This is a genomic window from Pedobacter sp. SYSU D00535 (genome assembly GCF_017355855.1).
Lineage (GTDB): Bacteria > Bacteroidota > Bacteroidia > Sphingobacteriales > Sphingobacteriaceae > Desertivirga.
Genome location: NZ_JAFEWD010000004.1, coordinates 1 through 16,894 on the forward strand (window position 1 = coordinate 1; position 16,894 = coordinate 16,894).

The 16,894-nt window shown below is 44.7% G+C and carries 13 protein-coding genes and 1 pseudogene; 7 read left to right on the top strand and 7 right to left on the bottom strand.

Going from position 1 to position 16,894, the window contains the following annotated elements; all coding sequences use genetic code 11:
- Positions 1-448: pseudogene (locus J4N23_RS10490) on the bottom strand (transketolase); the annotation flags it as partial.
- Between the two features lie 205 nt (positions 449-653).
- Between J4N23_RS10490 and J4N23_RS21165 the strand changes: the two are divergent.
- The 4 genes from J4N23_RS21165 to J4N23_RS10510 are packed head-to-tail and all read left to right on the top strand — an operon-like array spanning position 654 to position 6,607.
- Entirely contained in the window at positions 654-2,396 is a 1,743-nt protein-coding gene (locus tag J4N23_RS21165) for a hypothetical protein (protein WP_304622448.1), read from the top strand.
- Between the two features lies 1 nt (position 2,397).
- Positions 2,398-3,615 (top strand): gliding motility-associated C-terminal domain-containing protein, encoded by a 1,218-nt coding sequence (locus J4N23_RS10500; RefSeq protein ID WP_207427123.1) that lies wholly within the window; start codon positions 2,398-2,400, stop codon positions 3,613-3,615.
- Position 3,616: 1 nt separating this feature from the next.
- Positions 3,617-4,615: a type IX secretion system membrane protein PorP/SprF gene (locus J4N23_RS10505; RefSeq protein WP_207427124.1), complete on the top strand. Its 999-nt coding sequence runs from the start codon at positions 3,617-3,619 to the stop codon at positions 4,613-4,615.
- A gap of 9 nt (positions 4,616-4,624) precedes the next feature.
- Complete coding sequence (locus J4N23_RS10510; protein WP_207427125.1) at positions 4,625-6,607, top strand: OmpA family protein; 1,983 nt, start codon at positions 4,625-4,627, stop codon at positions 6,605-6,607.
- A 40-nt stretch (positions 6,608-6,647) separates the two neighbouring features.
- Here J4N23_RS10510 and bcp read toward each other — a convergent pair whose 3' ends face one another.
- Genes bcp through J4N23_RS10530 form a run of 4 tightly spaced genes read right to left on the bottom strand, consistent with a single transcriptional unit; the run spans position 6,648 to position 10,032 of the window.
- Entirely contained in the window at positions 6,648-7,112 is a 465-nt protein-coding gene (gene bcp / locus J4N23_RS10515; protein ID WP_207427127.1) for a thioredoxin-dependent thiol peroxidase, read from the bottom strand.
- A 4-nt stretch (positions 7,113-7,116) separates the two neighbouring features.
- Positions 7,117-8,868 (bottom strand): M23 family metallopeptidase, encoded by a 1,752-nt coding sequence (locus tag J4N23_RS10520; RefSeq protein ID WP_207427129.1) that lies wholly within the window; start codon positions 8,866-8,868, stop codon positions 7,117-7,119.
- Positions 8,837-9,448 carry a fumarylacetoacetate hydrolase family protein gene (locus tag J4N23_RS10525; RefSeq protein ID WP_207427131.1) on the bottom strand — a complete coding sequence of 204 codons (612 nt, stop codon included), beginning with the start codon at positions 9,446-9,448 and terminating at the stop codon, positions 8,837-8,839. The genes J4N23_RS10520 and J4N23_RS10525 overlap by 32 nt, the downstream gene beginning before the upstream one ends.
- A gap of 38 nt (positions 9,449-9,486) precedes the next feature.
- Positions 9,487-10,032: a T9SS type A sorting domain-containing protein gene (locus J4N23_RS10530; RefSeq protein ID WP_207427133.1), complete on the bottom strand. Its 546-nt coding sequence runs from the start codon at positions 10,030-10,032 to the stop codon at positions 9,487-9,489.
- A gap of 192 nt (positions 10,033-10,224) precedes the next feature.
- Between J4N23_RS10530 and J4N23_RS10535 the strand changes: the two genes are divergently transcribed.
- The gene (locus J4N23_RS10535) at positions 10,225-12,165 is read left to right on the top strand and encodes a KUP/HAK/KT family potassium transporter (protein ID WP_207427135.1); all 1,941 of its coding nucleotides are present in this window, start codon (positions 10,225-10,227) and stop codon (positions 12,163-12,165) included.
- 33 nt (positions 12,166-12,198) lie between these two features.
- On the opposite strand, the gene J4N23_RS10540 is transcribed toward J4N23_RS10535, so the two are convergent.
- On the bottom strand, positions 12,199-13,917 hold the full coding sequence (locus J4N23_RS10540; protein ID WP_207427137.1) for an APC family permease: 1,719 nt from the start codon (positions 13,915-13,917) through the stop codon (positions 12,199-12,201).
- Positions 13,918-13,982: 65 nt separating this feature from the next.
- On the opposite strand from J4N23_RS10540, the gene J4N23_RS10545 reads away from it, so the two are divergent.
- Positions 13,983-14,633 (top strand): phosphatase PAP2 family protein, encoded by a 651-nt coding sequence (locus tag J4N23_RS10545; RefSeq protein WP_207427139.1) that lies wholly within the window; start codon positions 13,983-13,985, stop codon positions 14,631-14,633.
- Positions 14,626-16,200, top strand: coding sequence for a glycosyltransferase family 39 protein (locus tag J4N23_RS10550; protein ID WP_207427141.1), 1,575 nt, complete (start codon positions 14,626-14,628; stop codon positions 16,198-16,200). Before J4N23_RS10545 ends, J4N23_RS10550 begins: the two co-directional genes overlap by 8 nt.
- Here J4N23_RS10550 and J4N23_RS10555 read toward each other — a convergent pair.
- The gene (locus J4N23_RS10555; RefSeq protein WP_207427143.1) at positions 16,197-16,859 is read right to left on the bottom strand and encodes a hypothetical protein; all 663 of its coding nucleotides are present in this window, start codon (positions 16,857-16,859) and stop codon (positions 16,197-16,199) included. The genes J4N23_RS10550 and J4N23_RS10555 overlap by 4 nt on opposite strands.
- Positions 16,860-16,894 lie beyond the last annotated feature (35 nt).

The window sequence follows — 16,894 nt, forward strand, 5'->3', positions numbered from 1 at the left end:
CCCCGTGAAGGGTAAAGACAAGTGAGTTGTCGCCGTTAAGTTTCTTGGTAAGAGCAGCACCAATGGCAACAGAGAGTCCCTGACCTAAAGATCCGGAAGCTACACGTACACCCGGCAAGCCTTCGTGCGTGGTAGGGTGACCCTGCAACCTGGAGTTCAGCTTACGGAAAGAGGCAAGCTCAGCTACATCAAAATATCCGGAACGGGCAAGCACGCTGTAAAAAACAGGAGAGATATGTCCGTTGGAGAGGAAGAACAGGTCTTCGCCCTGGCCGTCCATATTGAACTCAGGCTTGTGCTTCATCACCTCGAAGTAAAGGGCAACAAGGAAATCAGTACATCCTAAAGAACCACCCGGGTGGCCCGACTGGCAGGCATGTACCATCCGTACGATGTCTCTTCGCACCTGGGTGGCTACCTGGTTTAGTTTATTTATATCTGCGTTCATACGATTTACAAAGCGGCTAAATTACTTATTTAGGGCGAATGCTCGGTTAGTTAAATTTATTAACATCTGAAGAAAAGTGTGGAAAACGTAACCTTGTCAAATTGTATTCGTAAAAAGGTGAAAAATAGTTATCTTTGGAGAAATAATTTTTCACGGATTTCTATTCGTATCAACTAAATTAACGTCTCAAACAGAGGGTTCGAATATGAAAAAAAATTTACCTAACCTGTCTAAGTTTTCAAAAATGGCAGTGTTTGCCATTGGAGTAATTGTTGCCAGCAGCGAGGCTGCGAGTGCACAGAACGGTTCAGTGGGAATTGGCACCACAGCTCCAAATCCTAAAGCAATCTTAGACTTAACATCTCCAAACAAAGGTATATTACTCCCAAGGCTTTCCGAAGCCCAGCGAGAAACATTGCTACCATCAGGGACTAGCAATGCGGGAGCCATCGGTCTTCTTATTTACAATACTACTTCCAATCGGTTTAACTACTGGTTGGGCGATAAATGGTGGGATATAGGTAATGGGCTTAATGGTCAATCTACCTATGAGCTCTGGAAAACATTTCCAGGAAACGCGGGCAAGACCGAAGCAGAGTTTTTAGCGTCGCTAAGGGGAACTGACGGACAGTCGGCTTATGAGCTTTGGAAGACATTTCCAGGGAATGCGAATAAGACTGAAACCGAGTTTTTGACCTCGATAAATGGGCAGTCAGCCTACCAGCTATGGTCTTCTCAGGTTATTAATCAGGGAAAAACCGAACAACAGTTTTTAGCATCACTTGTGGGGCCAACCGGTCCGGCTGGTCCAATGGGGCTTACTGGTCCTGCAGGTCCTGCAGGACCGCAAGGGGTACCAGGTATTCAAGGGCCGCAAGGTGATCCGGGGGCAGTAGGTCCTGCTGGTCCAGCAGGACCGCAGGGTATTCAGGGAGATCCTGGCCCAGCGGGACCAAAAGGTGATCAGGGAGATACCGGACCTGCTGGGCCTGCCGGACCGCAAGGATTACCAGGGCCACAAGGCTTGCCAGGACCAAAAGGTGATCAGGGAGATACTGGACCTGCAGGCCCGGCGGGGCCCCAGGGTATTCAAGGCCCTGCCGGCCCAGCAGGTCCAAAAGGGGATCAGGGAGATACTGGTCCTGCCGGCCCAGCTGGGTTGCAAGGTATTCAAGGCCCTGCCGGGCCAGCGGGTCCGAAAGGTGATCAGGGAGAGACTGGCCCAGCGGGGCCCACTGGGCCTCAAGGTAGTCCGGGACAACCTGGTCCACAAGGTAGCCCTGGATCTCAAGGTCCACAGGGAGCGCCAGGAGCAGACGGCGCTACTTGGTTAACGGGATCGGGTGCACTGGCACCAGACGACATCAGAGGAAAAAATGGCGACTTGTACCTGGAGTTGCTTTCGGGCGACGTATACAAAAAAGATAATGGTCAGTGGTCATACACGGGGAGTAACTTAAAAGGGCCTGTATCCTCCGACTCCTGGGCAAAAGGAGGAAATACGGCGAGTAACAGTGATTTCCTGGGCACAACGAATGGTGTAGATCTTAACCTTCGGACCTTTAATGTTACCCGTCTTACCATCAAGGGAACTTCCGGCAATGTCGGCATAGGCGAAATTAATCCTCAGGCAAAATTTGAAGTAAAAGGAACGTTCAAACTAGGTGATGGGGGATCGCAACTGAATAAGGTGATCGCAGGAAGCGTTTCTTTAGACCTGCCAGCTATCGCTCCCGGTACAGCGTATAAACAAACAATCATTGTGGGAGGGGCTGCTGGAGGAAGTGGCTCAGTGAATATTTCTCCACAAACAGAACTTCCCGACGGACTTTTGATTTCCTACAGCCGCGTGTCGGCCAATAATACCGTTGAAATCAAATTCTTCAACGCTAGTGGTGTTGCTATCGACGCAAATCCAATTGTTTTTAATGCAACAGTGATTCAATAAGATGAAGAAGAACGCACTCATATGGATTTTAGGTGCTGTCTTTTCCATGGAAGCATCGGCCCAGGTGGTCAACACCGGGCAGACGATTTCGGTGGATGCAGGGGGACTGTTTTTTGTCGATACCGATTATATCCATGAAGGAGGTCAAATTAAAAATGCCGGACTTTTTGACCTGAAGGGAGACTGGAAAAACAATTCGCTGACTTCTGTGATTTTTGCTCCTGGCTCTAGCGGTGAAGTGCTGTTGTCCGGAAACCAACAGCAGTTGGGCGGGAAGACGAAGACGAGCTTCGTTAATTTGCGATTGGCCGGTAATGGGGATAAAACATTGGGAGTGGATGCGGAAGTTGGCGGTGAACTCTATCTTGAAGACAAGCAGCTGCATGCTTCCCGATTTTCGCTTACCATTTCAAATCCGGCAATTGATGCTATCAAGAGAACTACGGGTTTTATAACAACAGATGAAAAAGGATATCTAATAAGAAAGACGAATCAGGGGGCGTCATATTTATTTCCGCTCGGTTCACTAAAGAATAACCCTAACTTCCTGTCGTATAATCCCTTATATCGGCCCATCAGCTTTGAGCCGGAGAACACGCAGGAAAATAGTTTCTCAGCAAGTCTTAACAATATCGACCCTTCCTTAGAAGGTTTTGATCGAAACAGGAAACGTTACGATATTGAAAGTGTGTCCGATCGTTACTTCTACTTGATCAGTCACAATTTTGGATCCTCCAAATTCAACGTCCGCTTTTATCAGAATAAAGATCTGGAGAGCAATACTCCTCAAGTGATCAATTGGGGGAGCTATTCCATGTGGGAGAAATTGCCATCTTCGGTGGAAGACGGAAACTTTGATGTGGGGCTAAACAGGAGCTTGGTGTATACCTCTGCGCAGCTGATCAATCAGATGCCCATCACTTTTGCAAGTACCACTGATCTCAGCAATCCATTTACGTTTTTCAACGCATTTTCTCCTGACGGAGATGGAAGAAACGATACCTGGACAATCGGGAATATCGATTATTTCCCTCAAAACGATCTGACGATCTTCAACAGGTGGGGAGATGAAGTGTTCAGAACGAGTGGTTATAGCAATGCCGGAGCCTGGGACGGAGGTAACATGCAGGCAGGGACCTACTTCTATGTTCTGAACGTGAAAATCAACGGTGACACGAAGACTTACAAGGGATTCATCACCATGATAAAGAAAGATTAAAATGAAACGCTATCTACCAACGGTCTTTCTGCTGTTCCTTTCGACGTTTGTAGTTGGACAGCAAGATGCACAATACAGTCAATACATGTTCAATACGATGGTAGTTAATCCAGCTTATGCAGGCTATAGGGAAACTATCAACGCAAGTCTCCTCCATCGGGATCAGTGGACGGGATTACAGGGGGCACCGAAAACTCAATCGCTGGTATTGGACGGTGCCTTTGGAAGGGACAACAAAGTAGGATTAGGACTGGCGGTGGTGAATGATAAGATCGGGCTGCAACGGCAGAGTTCGGTTTATGTAAATTATGCGTACCGCCTTCCAGTAGGTGAAGAAGGAGCGCGGCTATCCTTTGGTCTGGCGGCAGGTATTGGTCAATACGTTTTAAATGCTTCTGATGCGACCTTCGCTGATCCCAACGATCCCAATCTGGCAGCTAATCAGACGCATTTTGTTCCTGATGGCCGTTTTGGAATTTATTACAGTGACAATCGCTTTTACGCAGGGGTCTCGGCAGTTAATCTTATGTCGAAGGCCATGAACTACCAGGAGATAGAAAGAGACTCGGAGATAGGAAGAGGAAACACTGTTGTGCGGCAGGGCAGACATTTCTTTTTAACAGCCGGATACCTGGTTAATTTGAATGAGGACTTTAAGTTTAAACCCTCCTTTCTTATAAAAGAAGACACTAAAGGCCCTACTAATCTGGATGTTAACTCTTTCTTTCTGGTGAAAGAATCTTTCTGGATTGGAGCTTCCTACCGGACGGGTGTTAATTTGTGGAAAAAAAGCAGTTTGAATAGCGGAACTTTTCACCAAAATTCGGTGGTAGGTGTGGTAGAAACATATTTTTCAAATAAGTTCCGTGTAGGGTATGCTTATGATTACTCTTTATCCGATCTTGGAAATTACTCCAACGGAACTCATGAAATATCATTAGGAGTGGTATTAAATGGAAACAAGAAAAGTACAGCGCTGCTTACACCACGCTACTTTTAGTCTTGTAACATGACCGTTAAAAAACTATTGCTTGTATTCTTAATTAGTTCGGCTGCCTTATTAATTCCTGGGAACATTTTTTCGGATAACATTAAAAAGGCAAACAAGTACTATGAAAAGTACGACTACAAGCTTGCTTTAGATATCTATGAAGACATCATGCGCAAAAAACCTTCCCTTGAGGTTGCGCAAAAACTAGCGAATTGCTATAGGTTTATAAACGATACAGAAGGGGCAGAGCGGGCATACGCGCAGGTACTGACCTTCAGCGGATTTGATCCCATCAATTACAAATATTACGCCGACGCGCTGAAGCAAAATGGAAAATTTGAAGAAGCTAAGCGCAACTACACCCTTTGGGGCCAAAATGCACCTGCTCAGGCCGGAGAAGCAACGAGATTGGCTAATTCAACGGATGTTGCCAGAATGTGGGCGGAAAACCCCGACCAAAATGTAAAAATCGAGAACGCATCTGCGCTGAATACGCCGTATTCTGAATTCTCACCGGTCATTTACAAAGAAGGCATTGTTTTCACCTCAGACCGACTATTTTCTCAAAAAACCAAAGGCAAAAAGAAGGAAGAAATATTTGGCTGGACCGGAAATCCGTACCTGAAGATATATCAACTTACTAGCCTAAATGGGGGGAACCTACAGCCGTTCTCTTCAGTTTTGAATGAAGATTATCACAACGGACCTGCTGTGTTCACTAATAGCGGGGACCTTGTATTTTTTACAAGGACCGAAGCACCTAAGGGTAAAAAGAAAGATCGTCCATCCATCGTGACAAAAAAGATTTACTACTCCCGTCAAAGTGGTAATACCTGGGAAAGTCCCCGACCCCTTGAATTAAACAGTCCCGATTATTCAATACAGCATCCTGCTTTAAGCCCGGATGGTTCAATCCTCTATTTTGCATCTGATATGCCTGGGGGGCTTGGGGGAATGGACCTTTATGCATCCAAAAAGACAGAAAATGGAGCTTGGGGACAACCTGTAAATTGTGGTCCCAATATCAATACAGCAGAGGATGAAGTGTTTCCCGTAGTAAGAAGCGACGGGCGTTTTTATTTTTCATCAAAAGGACATGTTGGAATGGGTGGCCTGGATATTTTCACTGCCCAGGGTAGTTATAATACGTTCAAGCTCCCAGAAAATCTGAAGACGCCGACAAATTCAACCAAAGACGATTTTGGAATTTTATTCCTTGGCGAATTCAATGGCTATTTTTCCTCTAATCGCGGCGGTGGAAAGGGACTTGATGATATTTATAGTTTTTCTATGGACGTTTCCAAGCCAGTGTTTGCTATCAAGGGCGAAGTTGTAGATAAAGCAACAGGAAGCGCCTTGAGCAATACAGAAGTTGTATTAGTAAATAAAACGACGGGAGAACAAACAAGAGCACTGTCAGACGCGGCCGGAAAGTTCTATTTCGAGCTGGAGCCTGAGATGGATTATGTAGTGAGTGGGAACAGGGATAAACTTTATTCTCGGCAAGAGGGGCAAATATCCACTAAAGGACTCAAAGAGTCGACTGTCTTTGATGTTCAGTTTGAGCTGGAAAAGGCAGAGGACGATGTATATTTGGTAAGACTGGATAATATCTACTACAATTTTAATAAATGGAATATCCGCCCCGATGCGACCGATGAGCTCAACAAGGTAGTCTCTTTCATGAATAAAGTGACGGGGGTTAATATCGAGATGCGTTCGCACACGGATGCTCGGGGAAAGGCAGCGTACAACAAGTGGTTGTCTCAGAAGCGGGCAGAATCTGCTATTCGATATCTGGTAAACCGAGGTGTTGCTAGCTCGAGATTAAGCGCTGTAGGTTTAGGAGAAACTGAATTAGTGAATCGTTGCAGTGATGGCGTGAAATGCTCAGAGCGGGAGCACCAGCTTAACAGGCGTACAGAGTTTAAAGTTGTAAAAATTAAGCCGGAAAATGCAGGGATGCCTACTGCGGTAGCGGTAAGCTCACGGAAAAAGTAGAAAGGAAAAGCCCGCTTCGTCAGAAGCGGGGCTCACAGTATCAGGCATTTAGCAGGTCAAGAACTTGCTTCGACGATTCTTTAGTATCTACCTTATCAATTATTTTCTTAATGGTGCCCTCTTTGTCTATGATAAAGGTCTTCCTGGCAGTTCCCATATATTTTTTTCCGTACATATTCTTTTCTACCCAAACCCCGTAGTCGTTCACAATCTTTTGATCAGTATCGGCAATCAAGCTGAAGGGGAGTTGATACTTGCTAATAAACTTCTGGTGTGATTGCTCGTCGTCGGTGCTTACGCCGATGACGGTAAAGCCTTTTTGTTGCAGCGATTGGTAATTGTCGCGAAAATCGCAAGCCTCAGCCGTACAGCCCGGAGTATCGTCTTTAGGGTAGAAGTAAAGAATTACATCTTTACCAAGAAAATCACTAAGAGAAACGGTGTTCCCATTCTGATCTTTCGCTGTGAATACCGGAGCCTTGTCTCCTTCTTTTAATTCTGACATAGTTTTATTTATAAAATGATGCGGTATAAGTCCTTGAATTCATCTTCATATCAGTAACTATTAACTGGAATAGATGTTTTCCGGAAGAAGTCCGGTAGTCGAAGCTATGTTTCAGTGTGGCTGTCTTTGCGTCAAACTCCATTAATACCCATTGCCCATCGATCGTTGCCGAGTAGGACCGTATTCCGGATAAATTATCAGATATTTTAAATACTATTGAGGCGAGTCCCTTCATTGACTTGGCATCACTGATATTAACAGGGCGGATACTTGGAGGGACGGTATCAACAGTTACGTAGAAACTACCGAAACTTCGCGGACTCGCTTTAACAAAACCATCCTTTTCATCGAAGCTGCCTCCCTGGGATATTCCTCTCGTATCTACAATCAGCGCCTTGCCCAACAAGTGCTGGGGAAGGCCTGTTTCTGGCTTGATCCACAGATCGTAGTTGGTATGCAGGGGAGTTAGTCGGTTATGAACATCGTGCACCGAAGAATAGCCGGCACGACGGTTTTTTTTAGCATACTGAAAGGTGATATCCGAATAAAGAGTGCCTTTGGGGACTGATATTTTAACCAAGTCTGTACTAAAGTTATTATCGCTTCCAAAGGTAAATTTTTGCTGTCCTGTCGGAGCTTCTGCCTGAATAAACGATGCTGGATTTCTTTTTACTCTGAAAGAAAGGGTACTCGTATTTCCGCGGGCATCTTTTATGACGTACCGCATCTGGTGTATGCTGTCGTCCCGAAGTGCAACTATCCCGCGGTTGACAGCCTTTTTGTAAATCTGAAGCGGATTCCCCGGCTCGATGAAACTCTTTTGGACAGTTCGCTTGTAAAGGATATAGGCCGGGTAGTCGATATGAGAATTAATAGCTCTGGTGTTATGAAAAGCAAACTTTTCCTGAGCAGAAGCGTAGATAACTTCATTATCCAGGTATAGTTCTATCGAGTAAACTCCATTTTTATTTCCGCCGGGAACCTGCTGATCATAGGTCATAATGCCAAATCCTACCTCTCCGTCAAACTGAATTACAGGAGATTGGTTCAAATGGTAATTTCCATCGCCACCTACCAGCTGAAAATACTGCGAAGGAGTTTTCTCACTAAATGGAGCTCCTCCCAAGCGATACATGTACATTCCCGTCAAAATGGGTTTAACCCTGTCAGGTACTTCCAAACCAAAAAGCTGTGGATTGATTGTTTCCTCGGTTCGGGTATCCCGGAGCTCAAAGTGCAGATGCGGCCCACCGGAGCTGCCCGAGTTGCCCGACCAGGCAATAATGTCACCTTTTTTTACCGGAATTTCGATAGGAAGCAAGGGGAAATCGACTTCAAAGCTCTGTTTTCGATATTGATAGTCATTAACAGTTTGGAAGATGCGATCATTAAACCTCTGCAAATGTGCATAAACAGAAGTATAGCCATTGGGATGGGTAATATATACCGCATATCCAAAGCCTCCGGCTTGTACCCTTAATCGGGATACAAAACCATCAGCAACTGCGTATACGGGATATCCTTCCCGCTGGTTCGTTCGGTAATCCAGCCCCGAGTGGAAATGGTTCCCTCGTATCTCTCCAAAGGAACCTGCAAGGGATGGAGCAAGATCGAGGGGTGGTCTAAAATCGTTTGGATAGGCCTTGCTGACCAAGATATCCTGAGCTATAGTGACGGTACCGCTTAAGGTAAGTAGTATGAATAGTAGTGCGCTTGTGTTAATCTTATTTAATCTCAAAATCCAATAACTTCTCATTTTCCAAATAACCTGTAAGCCTGTCTCCAATTTTCACTCTTCCGACTCCATGAGGTGTACCAGTGAAAATGAGATCTCCTTTTTTCAAAGTAATGTATTGGGAGATAAAGGCAATCAACCTCTCAAACGAAAAAATCAGATCTTTTGTGTTGCCTTTTTGCACTGTTTGATCGTTCACTTCCAAATGGAAATTGAGGTTGTAAAGGTCGGAGAATTGGGATTTTGAAAAGAAGTTACTGATAGGAGCAGAATTGTCGAAGGCTTTGGCAAGTTCCCAGGGGAGGCCTTTTTCTTTGTGTTGTTGCTGCAAATCTCTGGCTGTGAAGTCAACGCCCAACCCGATTTCCTCGAAATAGTTGCCGGCAAACTTTTCCGAAATGTGCTTTCCTTCTTTCGAAATCTTCAGTACAATTTCGATCTCGTGATGAATTTCCTGGGAGAAGTCGGGGTGATAGAAAGGCTTATTATCTTTTAAAACAGCTGTGTCGGGCTTCATAAAGATAACCGGAACAGCAGGAACGGGGTTATTCAACTCTTTGGCGTGCTCAGCATAATTACGCCCTACAGCTATAATCTTCATGCTGCGAAGATATTAAACATAGCTTTAGTAAAGGAGTGTTACATGATAGAAATCCGCTTCACTACGGTTTCGTTGCCTACCACCAACCGGATGAAATAGTATCCGCTGTTCAGCTTGGAGGCAATAGGAAAGGAGTTCACTTGTTCTCCTGCAGGTATACGCTGTGAAAGCAGGGTAGCAATTTCGTTTCCCAAAACATCCATAATCTTAATGGTAACGTTTGAATCCTTATTAACCGAGTAGGACAAGTTTAACTGGTCCGCAACCGGATTTGGGTAAACTTTTACGTTGCTTACTACTTTCAAATCAGGACTGGCTGGTTTAGCAGTGGAAGTCGTGCTACTAGTACCGGCAGGCTTTATGGCAGCAGGTTTGAATGGGACAATGTTTACAGCTACCCCGTTTTTCAAATACGCAGGCTTGTCCTTCCGAGTATCTGTAATTTTGGTAGTTACTTTTATTGTCGCTTTTTTGGCCGTATCCACCCCCTGTTGAACCATAAGCCCACTTATCCTACTGTTGTATGCGTGTGCAGTAAACAGTAGTAAGTAAAATGTAGTTGCAAGTGAGTAAAATTTTTTCATCCAGCGTGTTTTAACAAAGCTATCAATAAAAAAAATAAAATCTTAACCTTAACCTTTTTCTTAGATTCTTTTAACAATATTTAACAAAAGTTGAGCCGATATGTCGGAAATGTTTTTAAAAAACATTGAAAATCAACATTGTTTAGTTGTTTTAGTTCTGTACTTTTGTGCCCGTTTATAACAAATAGATAGGTGGCAAATCATAAAGACCTTCACAAACTGTCCGCCGCGGGCTTGCTCATAAGTTTAGGGATAATTTACGGCGATATTGGTACCTCACCGTTATACGTTTTCAAAGCAATAGTTGGCGACAGGTTAATTACGACAGATTTAATTTTAGGAGGACTATCCTGCATCTTCTGGACGTTGACTCTTCAGACTACGATCAAGTACGTCATCATAACGCTTCGGGCAGACAATAAGGGAGAGGGTGGTATTTTCTCATTGTATTCGCTGGTAAAGCGAAGGGCAAAATGGTTGGTTATTCCAGCGATGATCGGGGGATCTTCGCTGTTGGCGGATGGAATGATTACCCCACCGATTACAGTGTCAGCTGCAATCGAGGGACTTCAAATCTTCTACCCCGACCTGCAGACCATTCCGATCGTTATTGTAATCATTACGCTGCTTTTTATTATACAGCAATTCGGAACCTCCTTGGTGGGAAGGGCTTTTGGTCCCTTGATGCTAGTATGGTTTACCATGATGGCCGTAGTGGGAAGTTTGTATGTGGTACAGTTTCCTGAGATACTAAAAGCGGTGAATCCGTACTACGCTTACCACATACTCAGCACCAACCCCGCCGCATTATTTATAATAGGAGCTGTATTCTTGTGTACAACAGGTGCCGAGGCTCTTTATTCTGACCTGGGTCACTGTGGCAGATCGAATATCCGGATTAGCTGGATCTATGTTAAAAGTTGTTTACTGCTGAATTACTTCGGACAAGGTGTTTGGTTGTGGCAGCATCAGGGAGGACGTCTTCAAGATGGCGAGAATCCCTTTTATCTGATCTTTCCGCCCGAGTTCCTTTGGTTTGGGATTGGTATTGCAACCCTGGCCGCCGTTATTGCCAGTCAGGCGATGATATCAGGATCTTTTACCTTGATTTCAGAAGCAGTACGCCTGAACCTATGGCCGAAGGTGAAAATTAATTACCCTTCCAATCAAAAGGGGCAATTGTACGTACCTTCTATCAACTGGCTTTTGTGGTTCGGATGTTTGGTGGTAATTTTCATTTTCAGACGATCTGAAAACATGGAGGGCGCCTATGGGCTGGCTATTACGTTGACATTCATGATGACCACCATCTTAATGTGCGTTTATCTGCAAAGAAAGAAGTTCCCAACTTATTTAATTCTACTATTTGCCATAGTCTATGGCCTTTTAGAGCTTACTTTCCTAACCGGTAACCTAGCCAAATTCCTCCACGGAGGATGGTTTACCATGCTTCTATCGATGGTGATCTTTTCGGTGATGTATGCCTGGACTAATGCTCGTCGTATTAAAAACCGTTACGTAAAGTTCGTGGAGATTGAGGATTACTATCAGATCATCAGTGAACTTACTGAAGACTCGTCGGTGCCGAAATACGCTTCCCAACTAGTATATCTAACGAGTGCGAATTTCAACTCAGAAATAGAGTCAAAGATCATGTACTCCATTTTGCAAAAGCAGCCAAAGCGGGCAGACGTCTACTGGCTTGTGCATGTAGATGTGACAGACGAACCGTATACAACAGAATATAAAGTTGATTTTCTGATTCCGGGAAAACTGATCAGAATCGATTTCAAATTAGGATTCCGTATTGAACAACGAATTAATGTCCTGTATCGCCTGGTAGTAGAAGACCTCGTTAGACGTGGAGAAGTCGACATTACAAGTAAATACGAGTCGCTTAACAAATACAAAATTGTGGGGGATTTCCGTTTCGTAGTCCTCGAGAAAGTTCTATCGAGATCGAATCGTCTGAACCTGAGAGAGCGGCTTATTATGGCGTATTACTTTATCCTTAAGCGGCTGAGTCTTTCGGAGGAGAGGGGTTTTGGATTGGATTTAAGTTTTGTAACGGTAGAAAAAGTGCCGCTGATTATCTCGAATCCGGATAATATCAATTTGAGAAGAATTGAATAAACAAATAAAGCGGGATGTCCCGCTTTATTTGTTTTAGATAGTCTTGTGTAGTTTGCTGTTCTTATAACTGTAGCTGAAGTAAATTACCAGTCCGATAGCTAACCAGATCAGAAACCTTTCCCAGCTTTGGTACCCTAGTTCTGTCATCAAATATAGACAACTGAGCATGCCAAGTACAGGTATCAATGAAAGATTTTTCAGAAATGAAAGGGCCGACATTACCAGTGCCAGGATCAGGAAAAGAAAATACGGAAGACTATCTTTATAGGTATGCCAATCGCCCGAGTAGCTGAACAAGTCTGCTATCGAACCTCGAAAAACAAACAATCCTGCAAGGAAGAGCCCCGGAACAATGAATTTGGAGTTGATGTAGGGAATTCGAAACTTTCCTGGCCGTCTTTCCGGATCTTTCTCCAAAACCAGTACACCGCCGCACACAAGTACGAAAGCAAAAAGGGTTCCGATGCTTGTCAAGTCTGTTACCTCCGTCAGGTTCATGAAAAGGGCAGGTACCGCTACCACGATTCCTGTCACGATAGTGGAGAATGAGGGCGTTCTGTATTTGGGATGAATGCGTGAAAAAGCCTTGGGCAGCAGGCCGTCTCTGCTCATGCTCATCCAAATTCTGGGTTGTCCCATTTGAAAGATCAGGAGAACACTTGCGGTTGCGATGACCGCACTGACTGAAATAATGTAGCTGATATTATCTAGTCCGATCCTTTTGAAAACAAAGGCCAAAGGATCTCCCACCTGCAGTTCGCTGTAGTTCACCATCCCGGTAAGGACAAGGGCAATCAGAATGTAGAGGACCGTACAGATGATGAGCGAATAGATCATTCCTTTTGGAAGGTCCCGCTGCGGGTTTTCGCATTCTTCGGCAGTGGTAGAAATGGCATCAAAACCGATATAAGCGAAAAATACTCCGGAGACCCCCTTCATTACTCCCGTAAAACCGTTGGGCATAAAAGGCGACCAGTTCTCCGGCGTAACGTAGAAGAAACCGAGAACAATCACCGCTACGACCACCCCTATTTTTAAAAGCACCATCGCGTTAGTGACTCTTTTCGTTTCGCGTATACCGATATAAACCAAATAGGTGATAAGGGCTACAATCAGCAGCGCGGGTAGGTCTGCTATCAGCCTGAAATTGCCAAAACCAGGAGCAGCATTCCACGCGGCAGCATTGAACTTCATTGCGTCCGTAATCTCCGTAATCTTTCCAGAGGCGTTAAGTTGCTGAAGGCTCTCGTTTGCCCTAAAGGCAGAGAGGTAGTCCATAGTGAGATAGGAGGGGACGTGAATCCCGAAACCTTCTAAAAGATTAGTGAAGTACTCACTCCAAGAAATAGCCACTGCGATATTGCCAATTGCATATTCCATCAACAAGTCCCAGCCAATGATCCAAGCTATGAGTTCCCCGAATGATGCATAAGCATAGGTGTATGCACTGCCGGATACCGGGATTCGCGAAGCAAATTCAGCATAACAAAGGGCAGAAAAACCGCAGGTAATGGCTGTAAGTATGAAGAGTATTGTCACTCCAGGTCCACCATTAAAAGCCGCTTCGCCAATCGTTGAAAAAATGCCGGCGCCAATGACTGCTGCGATCCCCATAAACGTGAGGTCTCTTACAGTCAGCACCTTGTTGAGTTGGGCTTTGCCCATTTCCGGATTCTCTCCGTCACCATACCCCTGATCTACATCCGCCAGAATTTTAGAAATGGGCTTTTTTCGTAAGTAGTTCTTCTGCATTCAGTAATTTAACCTGTCGTAAACATAAAAAATATTTAGCTTTGAAGCTCATTTAACCATGAATAATGCATAGAAGTCTGGTTTTGTTGTTAAAAAGGCACAGATCCTTCCTTATCCCATTTTTACTGTTTATTGTTCTGGGAGCAGCATTGCAATTAGTGTTTAAAAAATCGGAGCTTTTCCTGATCGTAAACCGCAACCACAACGAAGGCTGGGACAGTTTCTTTCTTGCTTATACCTGGCTGGGAGACGGTATTACAATCGTAGTTGCCGCTCTGCTGGTAAGTTTACTGAAGTATCGCTACACCGTGTTAATCATGCTTGCCTATCTCTATACCTCGCTGGTTGCGCAGTTGCTAAAATATCTATTCAACTCGCCACGCCCGGTTAAATTTTTCGAGGGCGGCGAAAAGATCAGGCTTATTGAAGGATTAAGTGTTTACTCCTGGAAGAGCTTCCCCTCGGGTCATACGGTTTCTGCTTTCGCATTTGCTGTTGTTATTGCTTACCTGATCCCCCAAAAGAAATGGGGCTGGCTGATATTTTTACTCTTTTTGCCGGTCGCTTTTTCGCGCGTATACCTTGCCCAGCACTTCTTTCAGGATATTTACGCCGGGGCAGTGATTGGCACACTGCTAACTTTTCAATTAATTGTTTGGTTGGAAAACCAAGGCTGGTACAAATCAGAAAAGCTGGAAGGGAGGTTGTTTGGGTAAGCTGAAAATCAATGGAATTGTAGTGTTTTTAGTGAGTCTGGTTTTGCTCCTGCTGAATCTGGGCCAGCCCATGATTTACATACTGGATGAGGCAAAGAATGCGGAATGTGCGCGGGAAATGTTGGTGAGCGGCGACTTCTTTGTTCCTAATTTCAATGGCCAGCTAAGAACGGATAAGCCGCCCTTGCATTACTTCTTCATGGTGCTCTCGTACAAGATTTTTGGAGTTTCAGCCTTTTCTGCGCGTTTTTTCTCGGCAGTATTCGGAGCACTTACGGTGTTGATCAGCTTCCTTTTTACCCGTCGATATCTGGGGGAAACAGCATCATGGCTGACAGCACTGATCTTAATAGCCTCTTTGCACTTTAACTTTCAGATGCGGCTTGCCGTGCCCGATCCCTACCTTATTTTCTTCATGACGGCCTGCTTTATGTGCTTTTATTTGTACTATTCCGATGGGAAAAAGCAATGGTTATGGCTGATGTATGCCGCTTTCGGATTGGGAGTATTAACCAAGGGACCAGTAGCTATTGGCCTGCCCGGGCTGGTCATGTTTTTGTTTTTACTGATCAGCAGGAACTTCAATGTTTCCAGAATCAAGTCTTTTCATATTCCGGCTGGTACCGTGATTGTGCTTTTGATAGCCCTACCCTGGTATCTGCTGAACTATATCAGGACCAATGGAGAGTGGACGGAGGGATTCTTTTTGAAACACAATCTGCAGCGGTACACTGATACAATGGAGGGGCATGGTGGCTTTTTTCTTCTACCAATTATCATGGTTGTGTTAGGACTGGTGCCTTTTGGGGTGTTTGGAATACAATCAGTTTTGAAGAGCTGGAAAGAGCGGCACAACCACTTTCTCTTATTTAGTCTGATAATCGTAGCGACCATTGTTATCTTTTTTTCTTTTTCTCAGACCAAGCTACCTAACTACACCGCCCCGGCTTATCCCTTTGCTGCTATTCTCATTGCTTTTCTATTGAAAGACCTGGATCAGCGCGTGTTTAAGAGCAGCGCTTTTTTGGCAGCCTTCGGATTTTATACTTTCCTTGCACTAGCAATTCCTGCAGGAGTTTTTATCGCTTTCCGCCTGGATCCAAAAATGGAGGCCTTCGCCTACCTGGCGCTTTACTTCCTGCTGTTGCCGGCCGGAGCCCTGTTAGGCTGGCGTTTTTTGAAGTCGGCACAATACAACAATTTTATCTACGCAGTGTCCCTTTCGTTTGTTGTTACCAATATTTTGTTCTTTGCGTTTGCTTATCCGGCTGTTTACTCCAAAAACCCCGTGAGTGCTTCTTTTGAGGCGCTGCAAAAGCAGGAAGAACTAGTCTACTACAAAATGATGAATCCTGCTTACGTTTTCAATTTGAAGCGAGTGATTCCCGGATTCCACACGGTGGAAGAGTTGAAAAGCTACGTTGATGAGCACCCACATGCGTTAATTATCAGCCGTGAGAAATATCAGGCCGAAATTGATTCAGCATTCAAGGTGAAAGTCGTGTTTGAGCAGCAGGATACTTTTGAAAAACCTGTCACAGTCATCCTCCAGAAAAGTAAGAATTAGTGCCTTCGTCGGCGCCGCCAAAGAATGTAGATTATACCAATAAGGATCAGGAGTACACCTGCAGAAATAATTATCTTTCTTTTTCCTCCCGGCGGAGTTTCCCCTGTTGTATTTTCAGGATTGGTAAATTGAGTGGCGACATCTGCGTCCGCGGGAAAGCGAATTGAATGGAAAAAAGTTCTACTTTCCGGGAGTGCGTACTCCCGATGGATATCTTTGAATAGATACTGAAAAGTGTAAGTGTTGCCCTCCTCATGCAGGATGCGGATATTGCGGTATTGCTTGCCGCTGCCGCTGTCAACCGCCAGGGTAAGATCTTTTACCTTCAGTTTTCCTACTGTGGTATCTCGTTCGTTTAAAATTGATCCGCCTGCAGAAGTGGAGAGTAGCCTATTCCGAAAGTCGTCGTAATATCTTTTTAGGTGGCGCTCTTTTTCAATATCCGGGGTGGTTTTGGGATTGTCGGGAGATATGGTGATCTGGATAGTTCCAAAGGGAGCATCCGAGCTGATTAGAGTTTGACCCAGTGTATCTTTTCTTTCGAATTTCTCGGGAAGAGACACTTGAATTACGGGATCTATGCGGTACATTTTCCATTCCTGCGCAATTGCAGCCATAGAAAAGAGTACAAATATATAGGTGAGATGAAGGTATTTCATGCCAGTTTTAACCAGAGGAGGGGCTAAATGTTTGG

Bases quoted from the DNA above. Each gene is read 5' to 3' on its own strand.
- J4N23_RS21165 (WP_304622448.1), top strand. From the start codon at position 654: ATGAAAAAAAATTTACCTAACCTGTCTAAGTTTTCAAAAATGGCAGTG.
- J4N23_RS10500 (WP_207427123.1), top strand. From the start codon at position 2,398: ATGAAGAAGAACGCACTCATATGGATTTTAGGTGCTGTCTTTTCCATG.
- J4N23_RS10505 (WP_207427124.1), top strand. From the start codon at position 3,617: ATGAAACGCTATCTACCAACGGTCTTTCTGCTGTTCCTTTCGACGTTT.
- J4N23_RS10510 (WP_207427125.1), top strand. From the start codon at position 4,625: ATGACCGTTAAAAAACTATTGCTTGTATTCTTAATTAGTTCGGCTGCC.
- bcp (WP_207427127.1), bottom strand. From the start codon at position 7,112: ATGTCAGAATTAAAAGAAGGAGACAAGGCTCCGGTATTCACAGCGAAA.
- J4N23_RS10520 (WP_207427129.1), bottom strand. From the start codon at position 8,868: ATGAGAAGTTATTGGATTTTGAGATTAAATAAGATTAACACAAGCGCA.
- J4N23_RS10525 (WP_207427131.1), bottom strand. From the start codon at position 9,448: ATGAAGATTATAGCTGTAGGGCGTAATTATGCTGAGCACGCCAAAGAG.
- J4N23_RS10530 (WP_207427133.1), bottom strand. From the start codon at position 10,032: ATGAAAAAATTTTACTCACTTGCAACTACATTTTACTTACTACTGTTT.
- J4N23_RS10540 (WP_207427137.1), bottom strand. From the start codon at position 13,917: ATGCAGAAGAACTACTTACGAAAAAAGCCCATTTCTAAAATTCTGGCG.
- J4N23_RS10545 (WP_207427139.1), top strand. From the start codon at position 13,983: ATGCATAGAAGTCTGGTTTTGTTGTTAAAAAGGCACAGATCCTTCCTT.
- J4N23_RS10555 (WP_207427143.1), bottom strand. From the start codon at position 16,859: ATGAAATACCTTCATCTCACCTATATATTTGTACTCTTTTCTATGGCT.